Origin of the sequence: Halomonas caseinilytica (assembly GCF_001662305.1) — a bacterium.
Taxonomy (GTDB): Bacteria; Pseudomonadota; Gammaproteobacteria; order Pseudomonadales; family Halomonadaceae; genus Halomonas; species Halomonas caseinilytica.
Genome location: NZ_BDEP01000004.1, coordinates 158,213 through 180,913 on the forward strand (window position 1 = coordinate 158,213; position 22,701 = coordinate 180,913).

18 protein-coding genes are annotated in these 22,701 nt (G+C 64.1%); 12 read left to right on the forward strand and 6 right to left on the reverse strand.

Annotated elements, in window-relative coordinates:
• Entirely contained in the window at positions 1–1,383 is a 1,383-nt protein-coding gene (locus tag A9O65_RS02595) for an aminotransferase-like domain-containing protein (RefSeq protein WP_064701276.1), read from the reverse strand.
• Between the two features lie 130 nt (positions 1,384–1,513).
• Between A9O65_RS02595 and A9O65_RS02600 the strand changes: the two genes are divergently transcribed.
• Positions 1,514–2,671, forward strand: a complete 1,158-nt coding sequence (locus A9O65_RS02600) for an MFS transporter (RefSeq protein ID WP_064701277.1) — start codon at positions 1,514–1,516, stop codon at positions 2,669–2,671.
• Between the two features lie 87 nt (positions 2,672–2,758).
• Here the strand turns inward: A9O65_RS02600 and lolA are convergent, their stop codons facing one another.
• Complete coding sequence (gene lolA / locus A9O65_RS02605) at positions 2,759–3,388, reverse strand: outer membrane lipoprotein periplasmic chaperone LolA (RefSeq protein ID WP_064698149.1); 630 nt, start codon at positions 3,386–3,388, stop codon at positions 2,759–2,761.
• A 111-nt stretch (positions 3,389–3,499) separates the two neighbouring features.
• Positions 3,500–6,703 carry a DNA translocase FtsK gene (locus tag A9O65_RS02610; protein WP_064701337.1) on the reverse strand — a complete coding sequence of 1,068 codons (3,204 nt, stop codon included), beginning with the start codon at positions 6,701–6,703 and terminating at the stop codon, positions 3,500–3,502.
• 151 nt (positions 6,704–6,854) lie between these two features.
• Here A9O65_RS02610 and aat point away from each other — a divergent pair, with 151 nt between their 5' ends.
• The 3 genes from aat to infA all read left to right on the forward strand — a co-directional run bounded on the left by aat (position 6,855) and on the right by infA (position 8,709).
• Complete coding sequence (gene aat / locus A9O65_RS02615; RefSeq protein ID WP_064701278.1) at positions 6,855–7,634, forward strand: leucyl/phenylalanyl-tRNA--protein transferase; 780 nt, start codon at positions 6,855–6,857, stop codon at positions 7,632–7,634.
• On the forward strand, positions 7,624–8,361 hold the full coding sequence (locus A9O65_RS02620; protein WP_064698147.1) for an arginyltransferase: 738 nt from the start codon (positions 7,624–7,626) through the stop codon (positions 8,359–8,361). The genes aat and A9O65_RS02620 overlap by 11 nt, the downstream gene beginning before the upstream one ends.
• A 129-nt stretch (positions 8,362–8,490) precedes the next feature.
• Positions 8,491–8,709 carry a translation initiation factor IF-1 gene (gene infA / locus A9O65_RS02625; RefSeq protein WP_013332816.1) on the forward strand — a complete coding sequence of 73 codons (219 nt, stop codon included), beginning with the start codon at positions 8,491–8,493 and terminating at the stop codon, positions 8,707–8,709.
• Positions 8,710–8,826: 117 nt separating this feature from the next.
• Here the strand turns inward: infA and clpA are convergent, their stop codons facing one another.
• The 3 genes from clpA to A9O65_RS02640 all read right to left on the reverse strand — a co-directional run bounded on the left by clpA (position 8,827) and on the right by A9O65_RS02640 (position 14,051).
• Positions 8,827–11,106, reverse strand: a complete 2,280-nt coding sequence (gene clpA / locus A9O65_RS02630) for an ATP-dependent Clp protease ATP-binding subunit ClpA (protein ID WP_064698146.1) — start codon at positions 11,104–11,106, stop codon at positions 8,827–8,829.
• 138 nt (positions 11,107–11,244) lie between these two features.
• Positions 11,245–11,610 carry an ATP-dependent Clp protease adapter ClpS gene (gene clpS / locus A9O65_RS02635; protein WP_064698145.1) on the reverse strand — a complete coding sequence of 122 codons (366 nt, stop codon included), beginning with the start codon at positions 11,608–11,610 and terminating at the stop codon, positions 11,245–11,247.
• A gap of 206 nt (positions 11,611–11,816) precedes the next feature.
• Positions 11,817–14,051 carry an NADP-dependent isocitrate dehydrogenase gene (locus A9O65_RS02640; RefSeq protein ID WP_064701338.1) on the reverse strand — a complete coding sequence of 745 codons (2,235 nt, stop codon included), beginning with the start codon at positions 14,049–14,051 and terminating at the stop codon, positions 11,817–11,819.
• 279 nt (positions 14,052–14,330) lie between these two features.
• Here A9O65_RS02640 and A9O65_RS02645 point away from each other — a divergent pair, with 279 nt between their 5' ends.
• The 8 genes from A9O65_RS02645 (at position 14,331) to A9O65_RS02680 (ending at position 22,484) form a co-directional block, all read left to right on the forward strand.
• On the forward strand, positions 14,331–14,936 hold the full coding sequence (locus A9O65_RS02645; RefSeq protein WP_064701279.1) for a pseudouridine synthase: 606 nt from the start codon (positions 14,331–14,333) through the stop codon (positions 14,934–14,936).
• Positions 14,933–15,382, forward strand: a complete 450-nt coding sequence (locus A9O65_RS02650; RefSeq protein ID WP_064698143.1) for an NUDIX domain-containing protein — start codon at positions 14,933–14,935, stop codon at positions 15,380–15,382. Before A9O65_RS02645 ends, A9O65_RS02650 begins: the two co-directional genes overlap by 4 nt.
• A 191-nt stretch (positions 15,383–15,573) precedes the next feature.
• Complete coding sequence (gene mnmA, locus A9O65_RS02655) at positions 15,574–16,686, forward strand: tRNA 2-thiouridine(34) synthase MnmA (protein WP_064701280.1); 1,113 nt, start codon at positions 15,574–15,576, stop codon at positions 16,684–16,686.
• The gene (gene hflD / locus A9O65_RS02660; protein ID WP_064698141.1) at positions 16,683–17,321 is read left to right on the forward strand and encodes a high frequency lysogenization protein HflD; all 639 of its coding nucleotides are present in this window, start codon (positions 16,683–16,685) and stop codon (positions 17,319–17,321) included. The genes mnmA and hflD overlap by 4 nt, the downstream gene beginning before the upstream one ends.
• A gap of 28 nt (positions 17,322–17,349) precedes the next feature.
• A complete protein-coding gene (gene purB, locus A9O65_RS02665) occupies positions 17,350–18,729 on the forward strand; it encodes an adenylosuccinate lyase (RefSeq protein ID WP_064701281.1) in 1,380 nt (459 codons plus the stop codon).
• A 210-nt stretch (positions 18,730–18,939) separates the two neighbouring features.
• Complete coding sequence (locus A9O65_RS02670) at positions 18,940–20,115, forward strand: cupin domain-containing protein (protein ID WP_064701282.1); 1,176 nt, start codon at positions 18,940–18,942, stop codon at positions 20,113–20,115.
• Between the two features lie 5 nt (positions 20,116–20,120).
• Positions 20,121–20,555 (forward strand): GNAT family N-acetyltransferase, encoded by a 435-nt coding sequence (locus tag A9O65_RS02675; RefSeq protein WP_064698138.1) that lies wholly within the window; start codon positions 20,121–20,123, stop codon positions 20,553–20,555.
• Positions 20,556–20,885: 330 nt separating this feature from the next.
• Entirely contained in the window at positions 20,886–22,484 is a 1,599-nt protein-coding gene (locus tag A9O65_RS02680; protein WP_064701283.1) for an isocitrate lyase, read from the forward strand.
• Positions 22,485–22,701 lie beyond the last annotated feature (217 nt).

The following is a 22,701-nucleotide window of genomic DNA, read 5'->3' on the forward strand; positions in this document are numbered from 1 at the left end:
TCAAACCGGCTCGGTCAAGAATTCCACTGCACGGGGATCATTGGTATAGGCCACATTGATCCGCAGCCAGGGCGAATCGGCGGCATCGGGCAAGAAGACCTGGCCCGGCGACAGGCGTATGTCTTTCCCGTGCGCCCGTGCCACCAGTTCGCCGGACGACTCGACCATCGGGTGCCGCAACCACAGGAACATGCCACCCTGGGGCATGGCATACATGTCCCAGCCGCCCTCCTTCACCAGCGCCATGGCGGTGGCCATCTGCCCTGAAAGCCTGATCCTCAACCGCTCCATCAGCTTGCGATAGGCACCATTGCGCAACAAGGCCGCCACGACCTGCTCGGCGAACGGAGAGGTCGCGATGTTGCTCAGCATCTTCACGTCGACCAGGGGCTTGATCAACGCCGGTGGGGCGGCGATGAAACCGACGCGCAGCGAACAGGAAAGGCTCTTGGAAAAACTGCCCACATAGATCACCCGACGCATGCCATCCAGCGAGGCCAGCCGAGGCGAGGGCGATGACTGAAAATCGGCGTAGATGTCGTCCTCGACGATTCGCATGTCGTACCACTCGGCCAGTTGCAGGACGCGATGGGCCACGGTCGGACTCAGCGTGGTGCCGGTCGGGTTGTGGAAGACACTGTTGCAGAAGAACAGCTTCGGCGAATATTGCTTGAGCAAGGCCTCGAGATGCTCGGGGTCCGGCCCTTCCGCGGTGCGTCGCACCCCGACGACCCTGACGCGGTGCAAATGCAGCAAGCCGAACAGATTGTAATACCCCGGAGACTCGACCAGGACGGTATCACCGGGCCGCAGCAGCCAGCGCACGATGATGTCGAGTGCCTGGCTAGCGCCGCCGGTCATGAGCAACTGGTTGGTGTCGGCCTCGATGGCCAGCCGCCTCAAGCGCTCCTGCAGCAGAATGCGCAGTTCCGGCGAGCCCAGCGGCGTACTGTAGTCGAAGAGCCCTTTCGACGAGTGCCGCGTCACCTGCCGCACGGCATGGGCGAACACGTCCTCCTCCCGCCAGTCGCTGGGCAGCCAGCCGCATCCCAGCCTCAGGGAATCGCCCTCTTCCTGGAACTGGTTCCACATCTCGCCCGACACATCCGCCATGCCACTGCGAGCGCCCTGCTCGTCGGCGGCGACGACACGCTCGGCCACATAGAAGCCCGAGCCCGGCCGGGAACGAATCCACCCCAGGGCAACCAGCCGTTCGTAGGCCTCGATGACGATGTTGCGACTGACGCCCAATTCACCGGCAAGACGCCGGATCGAAGGCAAGCGCACTCCCCCGGCGCCGTGCCGCTCGACCCAGTCCCGAACGCCCTCGGTCACCTGCTGAACCAGCGGCTTGTCCGCGCCCGGGTCGATCTCCAATCGCATAGCCTTTCCTCCGTCCACCGTTCCGGCAAAATCCCGAACAGTTCCCACAAAATCGTCCGTGAGTGTATCTTATCCGCGGCGGGCATCAGTGAGAGCTTGGCAGTCATCAACTCTGCCACTGGAATCTCTCATGCGCACTCTCGATGCCTTGCGACTCGCTTTTGCCCTTTTCACGATCACCACCGCCGTCAATCTCCAGGCGCCCTATTATACGGCCCTGGCCGCCCATGACGGGCTCGGTGTCACCGCCACTTCACTCGCCTTTGCCGCCTACGTGGCCGGTATCCTGCCCGTATTGATCCTGCTCGGCGGCCTTCCGGATCGCGTGGGCCGACGGGCCTTGATCGTGACCGCGCTCAGCCTGTGCGGCGCCGCCACCGCCTTGACCCTGATCGCACCGGGCGTCGTCAGCCTCGGCCTGGCTCGCCTGTTGATGGGGATCGCCGCCGCCCTGACCTCGATATCGGCACCCGCCTACATGCTGTCGCTGTTCGGCGCCACGGACAGCCGGCGCCCGACGAACTGGGTCACGGCCAGCACTTCCCTGGGCTTCGGCTGGGGCGCGGCCATGACCAGCGCCTTCCTGCTGCACGAGCCAAGCCTGACGCCTCCCAGCCTGTGGCTGTCTCTGGCCATGTCGGGCCTCGCCCTGCTCCTTTTGCTGGGCCTCGATGACCAGACAAGCGAGGCTTCCCGCAGCGTCCCGATGCTGCGCCTCCCCGCCTATCCACCGGGCAGCCTGCCGTTCGGCCTGTCGATTCTGCTGGCCTGGGCGACCGTGGGTCTGGTCATCGCCATTCTTCCCGATACCCTCGCCCGGCATGGCCTGTCCGACTGGTCCGGATTCGTGACCCTGGGTATTTGCAGCGGGGGTGTACTGTTCCAGCCACTGGCGAGACGCCTGACATCCGTGACCTCCGTTCGGCTAGGCCTGCTCATCCTGCCATCTGCCTACGCACTGATTGCCTGGGGAGCACTCGCAGGCAGCCTCGGCAGCGTTCTGGTCGGCGCCCTGGCCGCCAGCAGTGCCTGCTATGGTTTCATCTATCTGGGCGGGTTGAGCGGCGTTCTCGATGCCACCGAGAACCAGCAACCTCGTGCCAGCGCCGGGTTCTTCCTGATGGCCTATATCGGCTTCAGTCTGCCGGTCGTGGCGACCGGCGCCCTGGTGGACCGGCTCGGACATGCGTCGGCCTTGGCGTTGTTCGGCATGCTCCTGCTCGCCTCGGCACTGGCCGTTCACCGCCGCCTGGGACGTCAACGCCTTCACGCTCCTCGTCCCGCCTGAAGCCGCGTCGAGAACGACATCGCCCCCACCGGATGACCGGCGGGGGCGATGATGCCATGAGACGAACGGGGCCAGGAGGCCCTTCCCTCAGGGCGATTCGCGAATCACATCCGTTCCCGATGGCAACTCGAGCGTGAAGCGGGAATCGTCCACCTCCACGTTCTGTTGTGCATCATCGAACTCGATGGCAGTGCGCTGCCCCGTGCTATCGGTCATCTGCAAGCGACCGAGGATCTCGCCATAGAAGGTCAGCTTCAAGGACTCGAACAGGGTGTCGGCTTCGCGTGGCGTCAGCGTGAAGGTCTCCGCCGTGCCCTGCTGCGAACGGGTCACTTCGTAGCTCTCGGTCAACTCATCGGTACTGCCGGACAGCAGCAGCGCCGGCGTATGGGTCACGCGCTCGTCGAGCGCCTGTACCGTGGCCTGTTGCAGGTCAGGGTCGTAAAGCGTGACCTCCTCGCCATTCGACACCACGACCTGCTCGTAGGGTGCATCCACTTCCCAACGGAAGTGCCCCGGGCGTGCCAGCCACATCCGGCCACTGGCCTCCTGGAGGCGCTGCCCGCCACTGTCGAGAATCTCCTGGTCGAAATCGGCCACATAGGTCTTGACCGGCTCGAGCATGTGCGTCAGCCGCTCGGCTCCGTCATCGGCCATCGCCGAGAGTGGTGTCAGGGCCAGCAAGGCACCGGCGGCGAGGCTCTTCTTCACTGTCATGTCGTCATCTCCCTGAACGGGTCCGTGGTGGCGTCCTGTCTCGTTCGGACCCCAACGATCCGGGCGAGTTGCGTCCCCGCCCGAACTTGCATGGTGGTTGCACGATGGTCGTCAGTCGCCGACAGGCGGTGGTGCCAGCACCTCGCGGGCCCCATTGGTGCCCATGGTCGAGACCACGCCAGCCGACTCCATGGCCTCGACCAGCCGTGCGGCCCGGTTGTAGCCGATCTTGAAACGCCGCTGTACCGCCGAGATCGAGGCGCGCCGGCTCTCGGTGACGAACTGTACCGCCTCATCGTAGAGAGCGTCCTGCTCGGCATCGTCGCCATCGCCGCTGCCCTCGGCCTCGAGGCCGGCCAGGGCATCGGCGGACACGCCTCCGGACAGGATCTCGTCGATGTACTCCGGCTCGCCCCGCCGCTTCCAGTCTTCGACCACACGGTGCACCTCGTCATCATCGACAAAGGCACCATGCACTCGGGTCGGCATGCCGGCCCCGGCGGGCAGGTAGAGCATGTCGCCGTGCCCCAGCAGGTTCTCGGCACCGCCCTGGTCGAGGATGGTGCGCGAATCGACCCGTGAGGAGACCTGGAAGGCCATGCGGGTGGGGATGTTGGCCTTGATCAGGCCGGTTACCACATCCACCGATGGCCGCTGGGTCGCCAGGATCAGGTGAATGCCGGCAGCCCTGGCCTTCTGGGCCAGGCGGGCGATCAACTCCTCGACCTTCTTGCCGACGATCATGAACATGTCGGCGAATTCGTCGATCACCACCACGATGTAGGGCAACTTCTCGAGCACCGGCGGCGCCTGATGCATCTCCCAGGGCTGCGGCTCCCACAGCGGATCGGCGACCTGGGCCCCGGCACGCTCGGCCTCATCGAGTTTCTCGTTGAAGCCGGCGATGTTGCGCACCCCCATGGCGGCCATCAGCTTGTAGCGGCGCTCCATCTCGGCCACGCACCAGCGCAGTGCATTGGCCGCCTCTTTCATGTCGGTGACCACCGGCGCCAGCAGGTGCGGGATGCCGTCATAGACCGACAGCTCCAGCATCTTGGGATCGACCATGATCATGCGGACCTCGTCCGGCCGGGCCTTGAGCAGCATGGAGATCAACATGGCATTGACCCCCACCGACTTGCCCGACCCGGTGGTCCCGGCCACCAGCAGGTGCGGCATCTTGCCGAGATTGGCGACCACGGCAGCACCGCCGATGTCCTGTCCGAGCGCCACGGTCAGCGCCGAGGCTTCGTGCTGATAGCGGTCGGAATCGATCACTTCACGCAGGCGGATCATGGCGCGATGGGGGTTGGGAATCTCGATGCCCACGGTGGGCCGCCCCGGAATCACCTCCACCACGCGTACGCTCTTGACCATCAGCGAGCGTGCCAGGTCCTTGGCCAGGTTGCTGATCTTGGAGACCTTGACCCCTGCCGCCGGCTTGATTTCGAACCGTGTGATCACCGGTCCCGGCCAGGTATCGACCACCTCGGCCTTGACCCCATACTCACGTAGCCGGGTCTCGAGCAGTTCGGCCATCTCGGCCAGCTGCTCGTCGGTGTAGTTGGGCTGATGCGGCTCCGGTGGCGTCAGCACGCGCAAGCTCGGCAGCTCGCCATCCGGCTCGGAAAATTCCTCGAAGGAGGGTCGCTGGCTCTGCAGGTGCTCCACGGTCCAGAGGGCCGGCCCCTGCTCGTCGGCGGCCTCGCGCGCCTGGTCGGCCGTAGCGACTTGTGGCGTCTCATCGCCGCTGTCGCCGGATGACGCGGGCGGCGTGGCGCCCTCCTCCGGCATCGACATCGACGGAGCCTCGGCGGCCTCGGTCATCCGGGGCTCGCTGTTTCCGGAGGCGCGGATATCACCGCCCCCAGAGTCGCGAACATCGCTGCCTCCGCCCTCTCGGACATCACTGTCAGGCGCACCGGTCGACACGGACCCGGACGGCTCCTGCGGTGCTTCGTCCAGCGCGCTCGATGCCGTGTCATCGACGCCGGACTCGCTTTCGGACGACGGCGCGGGCGCCGATGCAGCAGACGTGCCATGGAAGGATGGCGGAATCTCGTCATCATCCGGCAGGATCGGCTCGGGAACGGTTTCCGGCACCCGGTGTGGCGTCCGAGGCTCGCGCAGCGACGGAGATTCGCTCGACGTCGAGACGTCCGAGTCCTTGGTATCCGTCGGGGTGCTTTCCCTGGCCGAGGACGGCGGCGCGACGAAGGCCGAGGCTCGGGGAGCCGAAGGTTCGCTCGACTCACGTTCGGCCGTGGGGCGCGATGGCTCGGCACTTGCCGGCGTCAGGGAGATCGTCGGCTCCTTGGGCTCCCAGGAAGCCTGAGCGGTATAGGCCGCCTCGGGGCGCTTGGCCGAAGGCGTGCGGTCGGGCACCTCCCAGGGAATCTCGGTTCTACCATCATTGCCGAAGCCGGGATCGCGACGCCCCGCCCCTTCCAGAACCGGCGACTCGCCGCTGTCGAACCCAGGCACGAGACGCCGCCACCAAGCGCCACGCAGCGGCTCGCTCTCGTCTTCCGCTTTCTTTTCCGCGCCCTTCTCTTCCGCGTCCTTCTCTGTCGCATCATCCTCGGATGACGCCGATCGCTGGCGACTGCCGTGCCGCGGCTCCGATGCAGCTTTTTCGGTATCGCTCGCCTCGCGCTGCAGGGCAAAACGGCTCGATGCCCAGCGCCACAGCGCCATGGCACGCAGCCCCAGCTCATCCATGATGGTCAGCCAGGACAGGCCCGTGAACAGGGGCACCCCGCATAGCATGGCGGCCAACGCGAGCAACGAGGTCCCGCCGCTGCCCAGCATGGGCAGCAGAGCGCCGACCAGGCCTTCGCCGAGGATACCCCCTGCTGCATAGGGCAAGGGACTGTCGGGGCGATAGAAGTGCAAGGCGCCCAGTGTGGTGGTTCCCAGCAGCAACAGCACCAGCCCGCCACACCGCACCGCCAGCAGGGTGGCATCCCATTCGAAATCCACCTGTCGCGAACGTATCAACCACCAGGCGGCAAACCCGAGCATGGCGGGCCACCACAGGGCGCTGGCCCCGAACAGCGAGTACAGCACATCGGCCAGCCAGGCGCCGAAGGCCCCCATCCAGTTGGCGACTTCCGTCTCCGGGCCACTTCGCGACCACCCGGGGTCGCCGGCATCGAAACTGAACAAGGCCAGCAGCAGAAACACGCAGGCCGCCAGCAGCAGGATCACCACACCCTCGCGGGCCGATCCCTGCAGCCGCAGGCCGAAGCGTCTGGCCGTTTCCTTGGCATTCGCCGCACGACCGTGCGGCGCGGACTTCTTCTTGGCAGTCAAGCGGCCATCCCCTTGCGCCACATGGCGTCTTCCAGATTCTACAAAGGCCAATCATACCGAGCCTGGGCGCACCGTCACAGGGGCCTCGACGACTTGAGTGCCGCCCTGCTGCCCGTCACACTATCCTCCCCGACACAAGGAAAGATTCCGCATGCTCTCCTGGCTGCCCGAGCACCCCATCCGTTTTCCGCCTGTCGATACGGCCCTGGACGACCCCGGCGGTCTGCTGGCCGCGGGTGGCGACCTGAGTCCGGCCTGGCTGCTCACCGCCTATCGACGCGGCATCTTCCCCTGGTACAGCGAGGGGCAACCCGTTCTATGGTGGAGCCCGGACCCCCGCATGGTACTCTTGCCCGGCGAGATCCGGGTACGTCGCAGCTTGGCCAAGCGTCTGCGCAACGGCGGGTTCCACGTCACCGCCGATACCGCCTTCGATGCCGTCGTCAGCGCCTGTGCCGCACCGCGCCGCGATCAACCAGGCACCTGGATCACCGATGAAATGCGCACGGCCTACGGCCGACTTCACGATCTCGGGGCGGCGCATTCGGTGGAAGTCTGGCACGATGGCGCTCTCGTCGGCGGACTCTATGGCATTGCACTGGGGCCCGTCTTCTTTGGCGAGTCGATGTTCTCGCGCGCGACCGATGCCTCCAAGATCGCCCTGGTGGCGCTGGCACGGGCCATGGCCCGCGATGGCGGACGCCTCATCGACTGCCAGATGCACACCGCCCACCTGGCCAGTCTCGGCGCCCGGGACATCGCCCGGGCCGAATTCATCGGCTATCTTGAACAGTGGCTGGGTGACATGCCGGATGGCGAGCACCTGCTGGCGTCGAATGCCATCGCCCCGCCGACCTGGTCGTTCACACGACTCGGCGAGGCTATCATGACGGAGCCACGGACGAGAGGAGACGGCAGCCTTGAGCAGTAATACTCCCCGGCAGCCGATACGCGACCTGCGGTTCTTCCTGACCGTGCCGCATTCCTGCAGCTATCTGGAGGGGCGCGAGGCGACCACCTTGTTTCTCGATCCTCAGCAGTCTCCGGGGGTGGGCGTCTATGATGCCCTGACACTGATGGGGTTCCGGCGTAGCGGCCATCACCTCTACCGCCCCCATTGCGAGGGATGCAACGCCTGTGTCTCGGTCCGCATTCCGGTAAACGACTTCTCGCCGAGTCGCACCCAGCGCAAGCTCATGCATCGCAACGCCGATCTGAGCGAACACGTGCGTCCCGCCGCCTTCGATGCCGAGCACTATTCGCTCTATGCCCACTACATTCGCACCCGGCACAGCGACGGCGACATGTATCCGCCGAGCTACGAGCAATACCGCACCTTCCTGACCCTGGACCAGGACTACGCCAAGCTGCTCGAGTTGCGGCTGGGCGATCGATTGCTCGCGGTCTCCGCCTTCGACCAGCTCGAGCACGGGCTGTCGGCGATCTATACCTTCTTCGATCCGGCCAGCCAGTTCGAACGCCGCTCGCTCGGTACCTACGCGGTCCTCAGCCTGGTCGAGCGCGCCCGACACCTGGGTCTACCCCACGTCTACCTGGGATACTGGATCCAGGAATGCCGCAAGATGTCCTACAAGCAGAACTTTCGCCCCCTGGAACGACTCGATGGTCGTCAATGGCGACGCCTGATCCTCGATTGAGCCGTCCTACCTTTTGCCTTGACGGCCGGCATGCGGCACAATATCGCGCTATCCTTATCGGCACAGACGGCTTTCCGTCGTATATCGTGCCGCTTTGTTGTTCGTCATCACCAGCGAGGAATCGCCTATATGGCACGCGAAGACCATATCGAAATGGAAGGCGTCGTCGTCGATACCCTTCCCAACACCATGTTCCGGGTCGAACTCGAGAACGGCCACGTCGTGACCGCTCATATCTCGGGCAAGATGCGCAAGAACTATATCCGCATCCTGACCGGCGACAAGGTCAAGGTCGAGCTGACTCCCTATGACCTTTCCAAGGGGCGTATCGTCTACCGTTCCCGCTAAGGAAGCACAGGTTACTGCGCTCGCGGCTCCCCGCCGGCCCTCGATGTCGTCCCGGAAACGAACGACGCCCCGTCCGAAGACAGGGCGTGGGTTCACGGGAGCGCTTGACGCGCCGCCTCAGGGCGCGTCGGCCAGCTCCGATTCCGAGGCCAGGTGCAACTCGCCGTCCTCGACGCTGACATGCACCACGCCGCCATGCTCGGCCAGTTCCCCGAACAGGATCAACTCGGCCAATGGCTTCTTGAGCTTCTCCTGGATCAGGCGAGCCATCGGACGCGCCCCCATGTCCGGATCGTAGCCGCGTTCGGCCAGCCAATCCCGAGCCGCCTCGTCCACTTCGAGCTGCACGCGCTTCTCGTCCAGCTGGGCCTGCAACTCGACCAGGAACTTGTCCACCACATTGCGCACCACCTCGGTGGGCAGGGAGTGGAACTGAATGATGCCATCCAGGCGGTTGCGGAACTCCGGCGAGAAGGTCTTGCGGATCTCCTCCATGGCATCGGTCGAGTGATCCTGGGTCTGGAAGCCGATGGAGCGGCGCGTGGCCAGCTCGACCCCGGCATTCGATGTCATGATCAGGATTACATGGCGGAAGTCCGCCTCACGGCCGTTGTTGTCGGTCAGCTTGCCATGATCCATGACCTGCAGGAGCAGGTTGAAGACCTCGGGATGCGCCTTCTCGATCTCGTCGAGCAGCAGCACGCAATGCGGCTGCTTGGTGATCGCCTCGGTCAACAGCCCACCCTGGTCGTAGCCGACGTATCCCGGCGGCGCCCCGATCAACCGCGACACCGTATGGCGCTCCATGTACTCCGACATGTCGAAACGCACGAGATCGATACCCATGATATGCGACAGCTGTCGGGCCACCTCGGTCTTGCCGACCCCGGTCGGACCGGCGAACAGGAAACTGCCCACCGGCTTGTCCGGCGACTTGAGTCCGGCACGTGACAGCTTGATCGCCGCGGACAGGCTATCGATCGCCTCGTCCTGACCGAACACCAGCATCTTGAGATCGCGGTCGAGATTCTCGAGCAGCTTGCGATCCGAGCTGGACACGCTCTTCGGCGGGATACGGGCGATGGAAGCCACCACGGCCTCGACCTGATCCACGTCGATGCAGTCGACCCTCACTTCTGGCGGCAGCAGGCGCTGATGTGCACCCGCCTCGTCGATGACATCGATGGCCTTGTCCGGCAGGAAGCGATCGTTGATGTAGCGATCCGCCAGCCTCGCGGCTGTCTCGAGCGCCTCATCGGTGTACTTGAGCTGGTGGTGTTCCTCGAAGCGCGACCGCAGCCCCTTGAGGATGCGGACGGTGTCGTCCACCGAAGGCGCCATCACATCGACCTTCTGGAAACGGCGCGCCAGCGCCCGATCCTTCTCGAAGATGCCCCGGAACTCCTGGAAGGTGGTGGAACCGATGCAACGCAGCTCTCCCGAGGAAAGCAGCGGCTTGAGCAGATTGGAGGCATCCATCACGCCACCAGAGGCCGCACCGGCGCCGATCACCGTATGAATCTCGTCGATGAACAGGATCGAGTTGGGTTGCTTGCGCAATTCGGCCAGCAGCCCCTTGAGGCGCTTCTCGAAATCGCCCCGGTACTTGGTGCCGGCGAGCAAGGCGCCCATGTCGAGGGCATACACAACGGCATCGCCGATCACGTCGGGCACGTCCTCCTCGACGATACGCTTGGCCAGCCCCTCGGCAATGGCCGTCTTGCCGACACCAGCCTCACCCACCAGCAGGGGATTGTTCTTGCGACGACGCGCCAGGATCTGCACGACTCGCTCGAGCTCATGGTCGCGACCGATCAAGGGATCGATCTTGCCGATGCGCGCCTGCTCGTTGAGGTTGGTGGCGTAGCCGGTCAGCGGATTGCTGCTCGTCTCGCCGCCAGCTTCCTCGGCCTCTTCGGCATCGGGCGACGGCGACGATGAGGCATTCTCGTCGTGACCGGAGATCTTGGAAATGCCATGGGCGATGTAGTTAACGGCATCCACCCGGGCCACATTCTGCTGCTTGAGGAAATAGACCGCCTGGCTCTCCTGCTCGGAGAAGATCGCCACCAGCACATTGGCACCGGTGACCTCGCTCTTGCCGGAGGACTGCACATGGAAGACGGCACGCTGCAGCACGCGCTGGAAGCCCAGCGTCGGCTGCGTCTCGCGATCCCCCTGGTCCTCGGGGATCAGCGGCGTAGTGGAATTGATGAAATCCTGCAGGTCGGACCGCAGCTTGTCGATATTGGCCCCACAGGCCTTGAGAACATCCGCCGCGGAGGCGTTGTCCAGCAGAGCCAGCAGCAGGTGCTCCACGGTCATGAACTCGTGACGCTTGGATCGCGCTACGGTAAAGGCCGTGTTGAGGGTCAGTTCAAGTTCTTTGCTCAGCATGGCAGTCCCCTTCTCGCCGCTTAGGGCTTGCGTCGGATCTTTCTCGGTCCGGCATCATCAACATCGGGCACAAACGGCAGCGTTGCAAGTCATCTCACCAACGCTACGTCGCCATACGCCCTTGGACCATGCCGATGCTCAATCGTCCGCCGCCTCGATGTCGCACAGCAACGGATGCTGGCACTCTCGTGCATATTGATTGACTTGGTGGCTTTTGGTTTCCGCGATATCCCGGGTAAAGATGCCACAGGTGGCCTTGCCCTGGGTATGTACCGCCAGCATGACCTGAACCGCGGTCTCGCTGTCCATGTGGAAGAAGGTTTGCAGCACCTCGACAACAAACTCCATTGGGGTGAAGTCGTCATTATGCAAGACCACCTTGTACATCGGCGGATGCGCCAGCTCCGGCTCGGACGACTGTACCGCCACATCACCGTCGCCTTCTTCATCAGGCGCCGGCGGCCGTGTCATCCCGGCACGATATGGCGCTAGACGATCCGCCATCCTTCCCTCCTCTCTTTTGAACATAAGCACCACTTTGCTTCTCGACAAGCCGTCATTGACGCCCTTCGACGAGTATTGGACGTCGTCGGCGCACGCGGGTTCATCATCGTTGTCTGCTATCGCGCCAAGCGTCCCTCAACGCAACGGCCCCGCCCTTGAACCAGACGGGGCCGGGACGCCTCGGCGCCATGGAACCGGGGAAGCACTCAGCGCTTGGCCACCAGCTCCAGAGCGGCATTGAGGGTCTGGCTGGGACGCATGACGGCATCCGCCAGCTCGCTGTCGGCATGATAGTAGCCGCCGATATCCACCGGCTGCCCCTGCACACCGTTGAGCTCTTCGACGATGACCGCTTCCTTGGCGCTCAGTTCCCCGGCGAGCTTGCCGAACAGTGCCTTGAGCTCGGCGTCCTCGTCCTGGGCGGCAAGCGCTTCGGCCCAGTACATGGCCAGGTAGAAGTGACTACCACGGTTATCCAGCTCGCCGACCTTGCGCGACGGCGACTTGTTGCTGTCGAGGAACTTGCCGTTGGCCTCGTCCAGTGCCTTGGCCATCACCCTGGCACGGGCATTGTCGAAGGTCTTGCCCAGGTGCTCCAGGGAGGCCGCCAGCGCCAGGAACTCGCCCAGGGAATCCCAACGCAGGTGGTTCTCCTCGAGGAGCTGCTGGACATGCTTGGGCGCGCTGCCGCCAGCCCCTGTCTCGAACAGGCCGCCGCCGTTCATCAGCGGCACGATGGAGAGCATCTTGGCGCTGGTGCCCAGTTCCATGATCGGGAACAGGTCGGTCAGGTAGTCCCGCAGCACGTTGCCGGTCACCGAGATGGTGTCCTCGCCCTTGCGAATGCGCTCGAGCGAGAACTGCATCGCCTCCATCGGCGCCATGATGCGAATATCCAGACCACTGGTGTCGTGATCCTGGAGATAGGTCTCGACCTTCTCGATCAACTGGGCGTCGTGGGCGCGCTGGGCATCCAGCCAGAACACCGCCGGCGTGCCGCTCTCGCGGGCGCGCGTCACGGCCAGCTTGACCCAGTCCCTGATCGGCGCGTCCTTGGTCTGGCACATGCGCCAGATATCGTCCTGCTCGACCTGGTGCTCGAACAGCACCTCACCGGCCGCATCGGTGACGCGCACGGTGCCGTCGGCAGGAATCTGGAAAGTCTTGTCGTGGGAGCCGTACTCTTCGGCCTTCTGGGCCATCAGACCGACATTGGATACGCTGCCCATGGTGGTCGGATCGAAGGCGCCATGCTGCTTGCAGTCATCGATGACGGCCTGGTAGATGCCCGCATAGCTACGGTCGGGGATCACCGCCTTGGCATCATGCAGGGCATCGTCGGCACCCCACATCTTGCCGGAATCCCGGATCATCGCCGGCATGGAGGCATCGATGATCACGTCGCTCGGCACATGCAGGTTGGTGATGCCCTTGTAGGAATCGACCATGGCCAGACGCGGCCGCTCGGCGTAGAGCGCCTCGATATCGGCCTCGATCTCGGCCTGCTTGTTGGCCGGCAGCTTGGCGATGGTGGCATAGAGATCGCCGATGCCGTTGTTGGGATCGAAGCCGACCTCATCCAGCGCCTCGGCGTGCTTCTCCAGCACGTCGCGGTAGAACTCGCTGACCACCATGCCGAACATGATCGGGTCGGAGACCTTCATCATGGTCGCCTTGAGATGCAGGGAAAACAGCACATCCTGTTCCCGGGCATCGGCAATCTGCTCGGCGACGAAGGCGCTCAACGCCTTGCGGCTCATGACCGCACCGTCGATGACCTCACCGGCCAGCACGGGGGTCTTCTCCTTGAGCACGGTGGTGCTGCCGTCCTGACCGATCAACTCGATCTTGACCGCGCCCTCGGCGGCAATGCAGGCAGACTTCTCGCTGCCGTAGAAGTCGCCCTCGCTCATGTGGGCGACGTGAGAGCGCGAGTCGGCCTGCCACTCGCCCATGCGGTGCGGATACTTGCGGGCATAGTTCTTGACCGAACGCGGCGCGCGACGGTCGCTGTTGCCCTCGCGCAGCACCGGGTTGACCGCACTGCCCTTGACGCGATCGTAGCGCGCCTTGACGTCGCGCTCGTCGTCGTTGCTCGGCTCGTCAGGGTAGTCGGGCAGCGGATACCCCTGGCCCTGCAGCTCCTTGATGGCCGCCTTGAGCTGCGGCACGGAAGCGCTGATATTGGGCAGCTTGATGATGTTGGCTTCCGGCGTCTTGGCCAGCTCGCCCAGTTCGGCCAGATGATCGCTCAGTTTTTGCGATTCGGAGAGGCGGTCGGGAAACTGCGAGATGATACGCCCGGCCAGGGAGATATCGCGGGTCTCGACGGTGATGCCGGCCGAATCGGTGTAAGCGTCGATGATCGGCAGCAGGGAATGAGTCGCCAGGGCCGGCGCTTCGTCGGTGAGCGTATAGATAATCTTCGGCGTTTTTGACATGTTGGCGTAGATCTCTCTGATCACTGCGGTGCATGAAACGGGATCGGTAGCGCTCGCTCACGATGTCTGGAAGACAGAGGGACCACGGTGAGAACAGCCCGGCACAACAGTCACGACGCGGCATCGGCCATCCCTCGGGGCTGGTCACGCCAGATCCAGAAAAGCGACGAGGGCGCTCCGGCGAGCGAGGCGCAGTATATCAGCCCGCCGTCGCCAACGCATGAACCCGATCGGAGACGATCCCTGCCATCCCGACGTTGCGACCGGTAAGATACCCTCATGAGCCGCCTATATCTCTTCCACAAGCCCTACCACGTCCTCTCGCAGTTCACCGACCGCGGAGATGCCGCGGGCCGGCGTCGCGCCACCCTGGCCGACTATCTCGACGTGCCGGGCATCTATCCGGCCGGCCGGCTCGATCACGACTCCGAAGGCCTGCTACTGTTATCCGACGACGGCGACCTGATCCACCGCATCAGTCACCCGAAACACAAGCAGCCCAAGACCTACTGGGTCCAGGTCGAAGGCCAGCCGGATGACGCCGCCCTTGCGGCGCTGCACGGGGGTATCGAGCTCAAGGACGGCCCGACCCGACCCGCCCGGGTGCGCCGACTGGACCATGTCGCCCTGCCCGCACGTCAACCGCCGGTGGACCCGCGTCGCCACCCCGTCACCCAATGGCTGGAGCTCATCATCACCGAAGGACGCAATCGTCAGGTCCGCCGCATGACGGCCCATGTCGGCCACCCCACACTACGGCTGGTGCGGACCGCCATCGGTCCCTGGTCTCTCGACGACCTGGCGCCGGGACAATGGCGCTGCGAGACGCTCAATGCACCACGTCGCGCCCCACGGCGCCGCACATCCACGAGGAGGCAAAAATGAACCGCTGGCAACCCTTCGTCAGCGTGGCCACCGTGGTGGAACGCGCCGGCTGCTATCTGATGGTCGAAGAGGATCGGGGCGGCCCGCATCCCCTTTTCAACCAGCCCGCCGGGCATCTTGAACCCGGCGAACGCATCCGTGACGCCGCCCTGCGCGAGTTGCGCGAGGAAACCGCCTGGCAGGTGGGCATCACCGACTACCTGGGGCTGTACGTCTATCAGGCGCCCGATGGCAAGACCTTCCACAGCCACGCTTTCCATGGCATGGCGCTTGCCCACCTCGGCAACGAGCTCGACCCGGCCATCCGGGCGGTACACTGGCTCTCGCTGGAGGAACTCGAAACCCTGGAGCGCGAAGGGCGCATGCGAAGCCCCTTGGTCATGAGGCGCATCCGCGACGCCATCGCCGAACGCTTCTACCCCATGGACACGATTCACGAGCGCTAGCCGCGCTTCGCGCGGAGCTGGAAGCTGGAAGCTGGAAGGACAGCATGAGCCCCACCATCATCGGGTCAAGGTCTTTCTTCCAGCTTCAAGCTTATGACCTCAAGCTCCGAGCGGAGCCCAGCTCTTCGAGCTTCCCTCTCTTGTCAGGTATAATCTTTCCCCATTTGCGACCCACTCAATCCGAGAGCACCATGACAGCCACCAAGGGCAAGGTCATCGTCGGCATGTCCGGCGGCGTCGATTCCTCCGTTTCCGCCCAGCTACTGCTCGAGCAGGGCTTTGATGTCGAGGGCCTGTTCATGAAGAACTGGGACGAGGACGACGGCACCGAATACTGCACCGCCAAGGAAGACCTGGCGGATGCCGAGGCCGTGTGCGCCAAACTCGGCATCCACCTGCACACCGCCAACTTCGCCGCCGAGTACTGGGACAACGTCTTCGAGCACTTCCTCGCCGAGTACAAGGCCGGACGTACGCCGAATCCGGACATCCTTTGCAACCGCGAGATCAAGTTCAAGGTATTCCTCGAGTACGCCGAACTGCTCGGCGCCGACTGGATCGCCACCGGCCACTACGTGCGCCGTGCCGAGCACAACGGCCGAGCGCGGCTGCTCAAGGGGCTAGATGCCAACAAGGACCAGAGCTACTTCCTGCACGCCGTGCCCGAATCGGCCATCGCCCGCAGCCTCTTCCCGGTAGGTGAGCTGGAGAAGAGCGAAGTCCGTGACATCGCCGAGCGCCATGGCCTGGCAACGGCGCGCAAGAAGGACTCCACCGGCATCTGCTTCATCGGCGAGCGACGCTTCCGCGACTTCCTCAGCCAGTATCTCCCCGCCCAGCCGGGCACCATCGAGACCCCGGAGGGAGACGTCATCGGCGAGCACATGGGCCTGATGTACTATACCCTGGGCCAACGCCAGGGCCTGGGCATCGGCGGCCTCGCCAACTACCCCGATGCGCCCTGGTACGTGGCCGGCAAGGATCTGGAGCGCAACGTGCTCACCGTGGTGCAGGGCAAGCATCATCCCCTGCTCTACACCGACAGCCTGGCCACCGAGGCCATGGACTGGGTGGCCGGCGCGCCTCCGGCGCGAGAAGGCCGCTATCGCGCCAAGACCCGTTATCGCCAGGCCGACGTGCCCTGCACCATGCGGGTCACCGAAGACGGCGGGGTCGAGGTGCATTTCGATGAGTCCCAGCGAGCCGTGACCCCGGGGCAATCGCTCGTGCTCTATGACGGTGACACCTGCCTCGGCGGCGGTGTGATCCGTGCCATCTGGAATGCCACCGAGGCTGCCGCATGACCGCATCCACGCCGATCCACCCGGCCCCTGAAACCTCAGCGGGCCGCCAGGCACTGGCACTGGCCGGCGTCTTCCAGGCCGCCAGCCTGGTCGACGAGCTGGCCCGCACCGGGCAAGTCGACCAGCGCGCCTGGGACACCCTGATCCACGCCACCCTGGACACCAATCCCAAGGATTTCGAGTCCATCTACGGCGGCCACCCCAACAACCTTCGCCAGGGGCTCGACACGCTCGAAGGCGTACTCGGACGCCGCCAGGCCAATCCGGTGGTGATGCGCTACGGTTTCTCGCTGCTGATGTTGATGAGCAAGCTGCGCGGCAACAACGCCATGATGGATGATCTCGGGCAGCGCTTGACGCGCGCCCAGGCCCAGGCCGAGCATTTCGGCGAAACCCACGAGAATATCATCGCCAGCCTCGGCGAGGCCTACCAGCAAACCCTCTCCACCCTCAAGACGCGCATCGTCGTCCAGGGCGATCCTTCCCTGCTGCAGAGCCGCATGATGCCGGAACGCGTGCGGGCCTGCCTGCTGGCGGGCGTTCGCTTTGCCCTGCTCTGGCACCAGCAAGGCGGACGTCGCTGGAAGCTGATCTTCCAGCGCAGCGCCCTGAAGAAAGCTCTCGACACCCTGTAACCGACCACGTCCACTCGGAACACGAATCATGCAGCCTACGTCTCTTCCCTTGTCCGCCCTCACCGCCCTGTCTCCCGTCGATGGCCGTTACGGCAGCAAGGCCGACATCCTGCGCGAGCATTTCAGCGAGTTCGGCCTGATCCGCGCCCGTGTCACCGTCGAAGTCCGCTGGCTGCAGCGCCTCGCTGCCCATCCCGACATCACCGAGGTGCCGGCCCTCTCAAGCGAAGCCAGCGCGGTACTGGATGCCCTGGTACGCGACTTCTCGGTGGCCGATGCCGAACGCATCAAGGAGATCGAGCGCACCACCAACCACGACGTCAAGGCCGTCGAATACTTCATCAAGGAACGCATCGCCGACACGCCCGAGCTGCATGCCATCACCGAGTTCGTGCACTTCGCCTGCACCAGCGAGGACATCAACAACCTCTCCTACGGCGTGATGCTGACCGATGGCCTGGCCACCCTGCTGCCGGTGATGCACCGAGTCGCCGACGAGATCGCCCGCCTGGCCGACGAGCACGCCGAACAGCCGATGCTCTCGCGCACCCACGGGCAGACGGCCAGTCCCACGACCCTGGGCAAGGAAATGGCCAATGTCGCCTATCGCCTGCGTCGTCAGCTCAAGCAGATCGAGTCGGTGGACATCCTCGGCAAGATCAATGGCGCGGTGGGCAACTACAACGCCCACCTGACCACCTACCCGGAAATCGACTGGGAAGCCAACGCCCGTACCTTCGTCGAGGCACTCGGCCTGACCTTCAATCCCTACACCACCCAGATCGAGCCCCACGATTACATCGCCGAGCTGTTCGACGCGGTGTGTCGCTTCAACACCGTGCTGATCGACTTCGACCGAGATGTCTGGGGTTACATCTCGCTGGGCTACTTCAAGCAGAGCACCGTGGCCGGCGAGATCGGCTCCTCGACCATGCCGCACAAGGTCAACCCCATCGACTTCGAGAACTCCGAAGGCAACCTGGGGCTCGCCAACGCCATTCTCGGCCACCTGGCAGAGAAGCTGCCGATCTCCCGCTGGCAGCGCGACCTGACCGACTCCACCGTGCTGCGCAATCTGGGCATCGGGCTGGCCTATGGATTGATCGCCTACCAGGCCTCGCTCAAGGGTATCGGCAAGCTGGAGGCCAATGCCGCACGCCTGGCCGAAGACCTCGACGCCAGCTGGGAAGTCCTGGCCGAGCCGATCCAGACGGTGATGCGCCGCTACGGCATCGAAAAGCCTTACGAAAAACTCAAGGAACTGACCCGCGGCAAGCGCATCGACCAGGCCGGCTTTGCCGCCTTCATCGACACGCTGGAACTCCCCGCCGCGGTGAAGGAAGATCTCAAGGCCTTGACGCCGGCAACCTACATCGGCAACGCCAGCGAGCAGGCGCGCAAGCTTTAAGCTGGAAGCTGGAAGCTGGAAGCTGGAAAACAGCGTGATCCCCTCCATCATTGGGTCAAGGTTTTGCTTCCAGCTTCAAGCTTATGACTTCAAGCTCCGGGTGGAGCCCGGCGCTTCGAGCTTCAAGCCCAAACCCGCAAGGCGGGCGCTCTTCCAGCTCCACGCGATGGCCCGGTTGCTTACCCACCCCAAACGAGCCCCAGGATCCTTATGTCAACCGATACGCCCCTCACGATGCTGGGCGGCCTGTCCGCCACCGACTTTCTACGCGACTACTGGCAACAGCAACCACTGTTGATCCGTGGCGCCTTTCCCGATATCGAAAGCCCACTCTCGCCCGACGAACTGGCAGGGCTGGCCTGCGAGGACAACGTCGAGGCGCGCCTGGTCGAGGAACATGGGCCCGAAGGTCCCTGGCAAGTCAGCCACGGCCCCTTCGACGAGGCCACCTTCGCCCGGCTTCCCGAACGGGACTGGACACTGCTGGTCCAGGCGGTGGATCACTACGTCCCCGAGGTGGCCGAACTGCTCGAGTGCTTCGACTTCCTGCCCCGCTGGCGGCTCGATGACATCATGATCAGCTATGCCCCACCGGGCGGCAGCGTCGGCCCCCATGTGGATCAGTACGATGTCTTCCTGCTGCAGGCCAGTGGTCAACGCCACTGGCAGCTCGGCGGCCGCGTGCCGGAAGATGCCCCGATCATCGCCGGCATCGACCTGCGCATCCTCGAACGTTTTGAGGTTCAACCCGGCCAGGACTGGGTGCTGGAGCCCGGCGACATGCTCTACCTCCCGCCGGGCTGGGCACATCACGGTGTCAGCCAATCCGATGACTGCCTGACGTTCTCGGTCGGCTTCCGTGCGCCGTCGGCGGACGAAGCGATCACGTCCTTCGCCGACTATCTCGGCGAACAGCTCCCCGCCTCGCATCGCTACGCCGATGCCGGCATGGAGCCCCCCGAGGATCCCGCCCAACTCGACGATGCCTCGCTGGCCCGCATGCGTGCCCTGATTCTCGAGACGCTGGACGACCCCGACCAGATGGCACAATGGTTCGGTCGTGTCATGACCCAGCCCAAGTATGTCGATCAGCTGGTGCCCAACGAGACGCCCACCGAGGAAGACGAGCTTGTCGCCGCGCTACAAGCCGGCGAGTGCCTGGAACGCAGCCTCGGTTCGCGCTTCGCCTGGCGTGCCCTGGACGACGAGCGTGCCACTCTGTTCGTCGATGGCGATGGCATCGACTGCCCCGCGGCCCTGGCCCGTGAACTGGCCGGCACCGCGATGCTCGATGCCCGTCTACTGGACTACCCCGAGGCGCCGCGCGTCCTGACGCATCTGCTCGATGCCGGCAGCCTCGACTGGGCGCAACCCGATGAGGAATGAATGCCATGACACAGGCAGTGCAAATTCGCGAGGGTGACTGGGAAGAATTCGGCGAGGCCGCCGGTGACATCAGGCGTCGTGTCTTCATCGACGAACAGGCCGTGCCACCGGAGGAGGAATGGGACGGCCGCGATGCTGAGTGCCGGCATTTCCTGGCGCTCGACGATACCGGCAAGGCATTGGGCACTGCGCGACTGCTGCCCGACGGACACATCGGCCGGGTAGCCGTACTGCAGGACGCCAGAGGGCTCGGCGTCGGCCTTGCCCTGATGAAAGCCGCCATCGCCTCGGCACAACGTCGCGGCGATACCAGCGTGGCCCTGGCCGCTCAGATTCAGGCACTGCCCTTCTACGAACGACTCGGTTTCCAGGCCCATGGTGACACCTTTCTGGACGCCGGAATTCCGCATCGCAACATGACGCTTTTCCTCGACGACTGATTCCCCTTCTCTACCTCCTTCGCGGAAAGATGACTACAGAATCCCGGCCTCTCAAAGGGGTTCTGTAGTCGAGCTACAACGCTCTCTCCCCCCAAATACCAATGGTGAAAGCCCGCTATACGGGACCATAGTGACCCTCAAGGCAAGTGACCCAACACCTCCGTAGCGATCCTTCTTGTCGTCAGGAGGCATAGCAAGATCACTTGTCATATGTCGACCTGGACGTGGAAATCCACCCGTCAATCACCACGAAAGGCGACAGAATTTCGCAGTTGCAGCACAAGCGTGACTCAGCAGCAGTTCCTTGAACTCGAAACCAGAGGATCACTCATGGCAGCTTTCAACGACGAGCGTCAGGCACTGGCCCAACAGCGTGAAGCCCAGTGCGGCAAGTGGGACAATATCAACCCGGATCACGCCGCGCGTCTCCGGCTGCAGAACCGCTTCCGGACCGGTCTGGACATTGCACGCTACACCGCCGCCATCATGCGCGAGGACATGGCCGCCTACGACGCCGACACCTCGAAGTACACCCAGTCGCTGGGCTGCTGGCATGGTTTCATCGGCCAGCAGAAGCTGATCTCCATCAAGAAGCACTTCGGTGAAACCAAGGGGCGCTACCTCTACCTTTCCGGCTGGATGGTCGCCGCCATGCGCTCCGAGTTCGGACCGCTTCCCGACCAGTCGATGCACGAAAAGACCAGCGTGCCGGCATTGATCGAGGAGCTCTACACCTTCCTGCGCCAGGCCGATAGCCGTGAACTCAATCATCTCTTCCGGGAACTGGATAACGCACGGCAGGCCGGCGACGAACTGAAAAGCAAGGAGCTGCTCGACAGGATCGACAACTTCCAGACCCACGTGGTGCCGATCATTGCCGATATCGATGCTGGCTTCGGCAACGCCGAGGCCACCTACCTGCTGGCCAAGAAGATGATCGAGGCCGGTGCCTGCTGCCTGCAGATCGAGAACCAGGTCTCCGACGAGAAGCAATGCGGCCACCAGGACGGCAAGGTCACCGTGCCGCACGAAGACTTCATCGCCAAGCTCAACGCCGTGCGCTACGCCTTCCTGGAACTCGGTGTGGAAGATGGCGTGATCGTCGCCCGCACCGATTCCCTGGGTGCCGGACTGACCCAGAAGATCGCCGTCAGCCGCGAACCCGGTGACCTCGGCGATCAGTACAACCGTTACCTCGATGGTGACGAGATCACCTCCGCGGACGATATCGCCAACGGCGATGTGGTGATCAAGCAGGACGGCAAGCTGGTCAAGGTCAAGCGCCTGGCTTCCGGTCTCTATCAGTTCAAGCCGGGCACCGGCGAGGATCGCGTGGTGCTGGACTGCATCACCAGCCTGCAGAACGGCGCCGACCTGCTGTGGATCGAGACCGAAAAACCCCATGTCGGCCAGATCAAGGGCATGGTGGACCGCATCCGCGAGGTCTGCCCGGATGCCAAGCTGGTCTACAACAACTCGCCCTCCTTCAACTGGACCCTGAACTTCCGCCAGCAGGTGTTCGACGCCTGGGAGGCCGAAGGCAAGGACGTCAGCGACTACGATCGCGCCGACCTGATGAACGAGAAGTACGATGCCACGCCACTGGCTCAGCTCGCCGACGAATGGACGCAGAACTTCCAGCGCGACGCTGCCCGCGAGGCGGGTATCTTCCACCACCTCATCACCCTGCCGACCTATCACACCGCCGCCCTGTCCACCGATAACCTGGCGCGCGGCTACTTCGGCGAAGAAGGCATGCTGGCCTATGTGTCAGGCGTGCAGCGTCGTGAGATCCGCGAGGGCATCGCCACCGTCAAGCACCAGGACATGGCCGGTTCCAACATCGGCGACGACCACAAGGAGTTCTTCCACGGCGAAGCCGCACTCAAGGCCGGCGGCAAGGCCAACACCATGAACCAGTTCGGCTGACCCCCCATCGACAACACCTTCGGGGAGGCTTTCGCCTCCCCTTTTTCGTGTCGGCTCACGCGACTCCGTGAAACTCACCAACAGCGACGCTCGGCTTTGGGGCCCCATGTAGTCGAGTTACAACCGGGAGTGCCCCCAAGGAGGCATTGTCGGTTTTGCTGTCCTGCACCATAGTCAAGGCACAGTGCAGGCCAGCGTTTCGTTACCCCGATCCGCG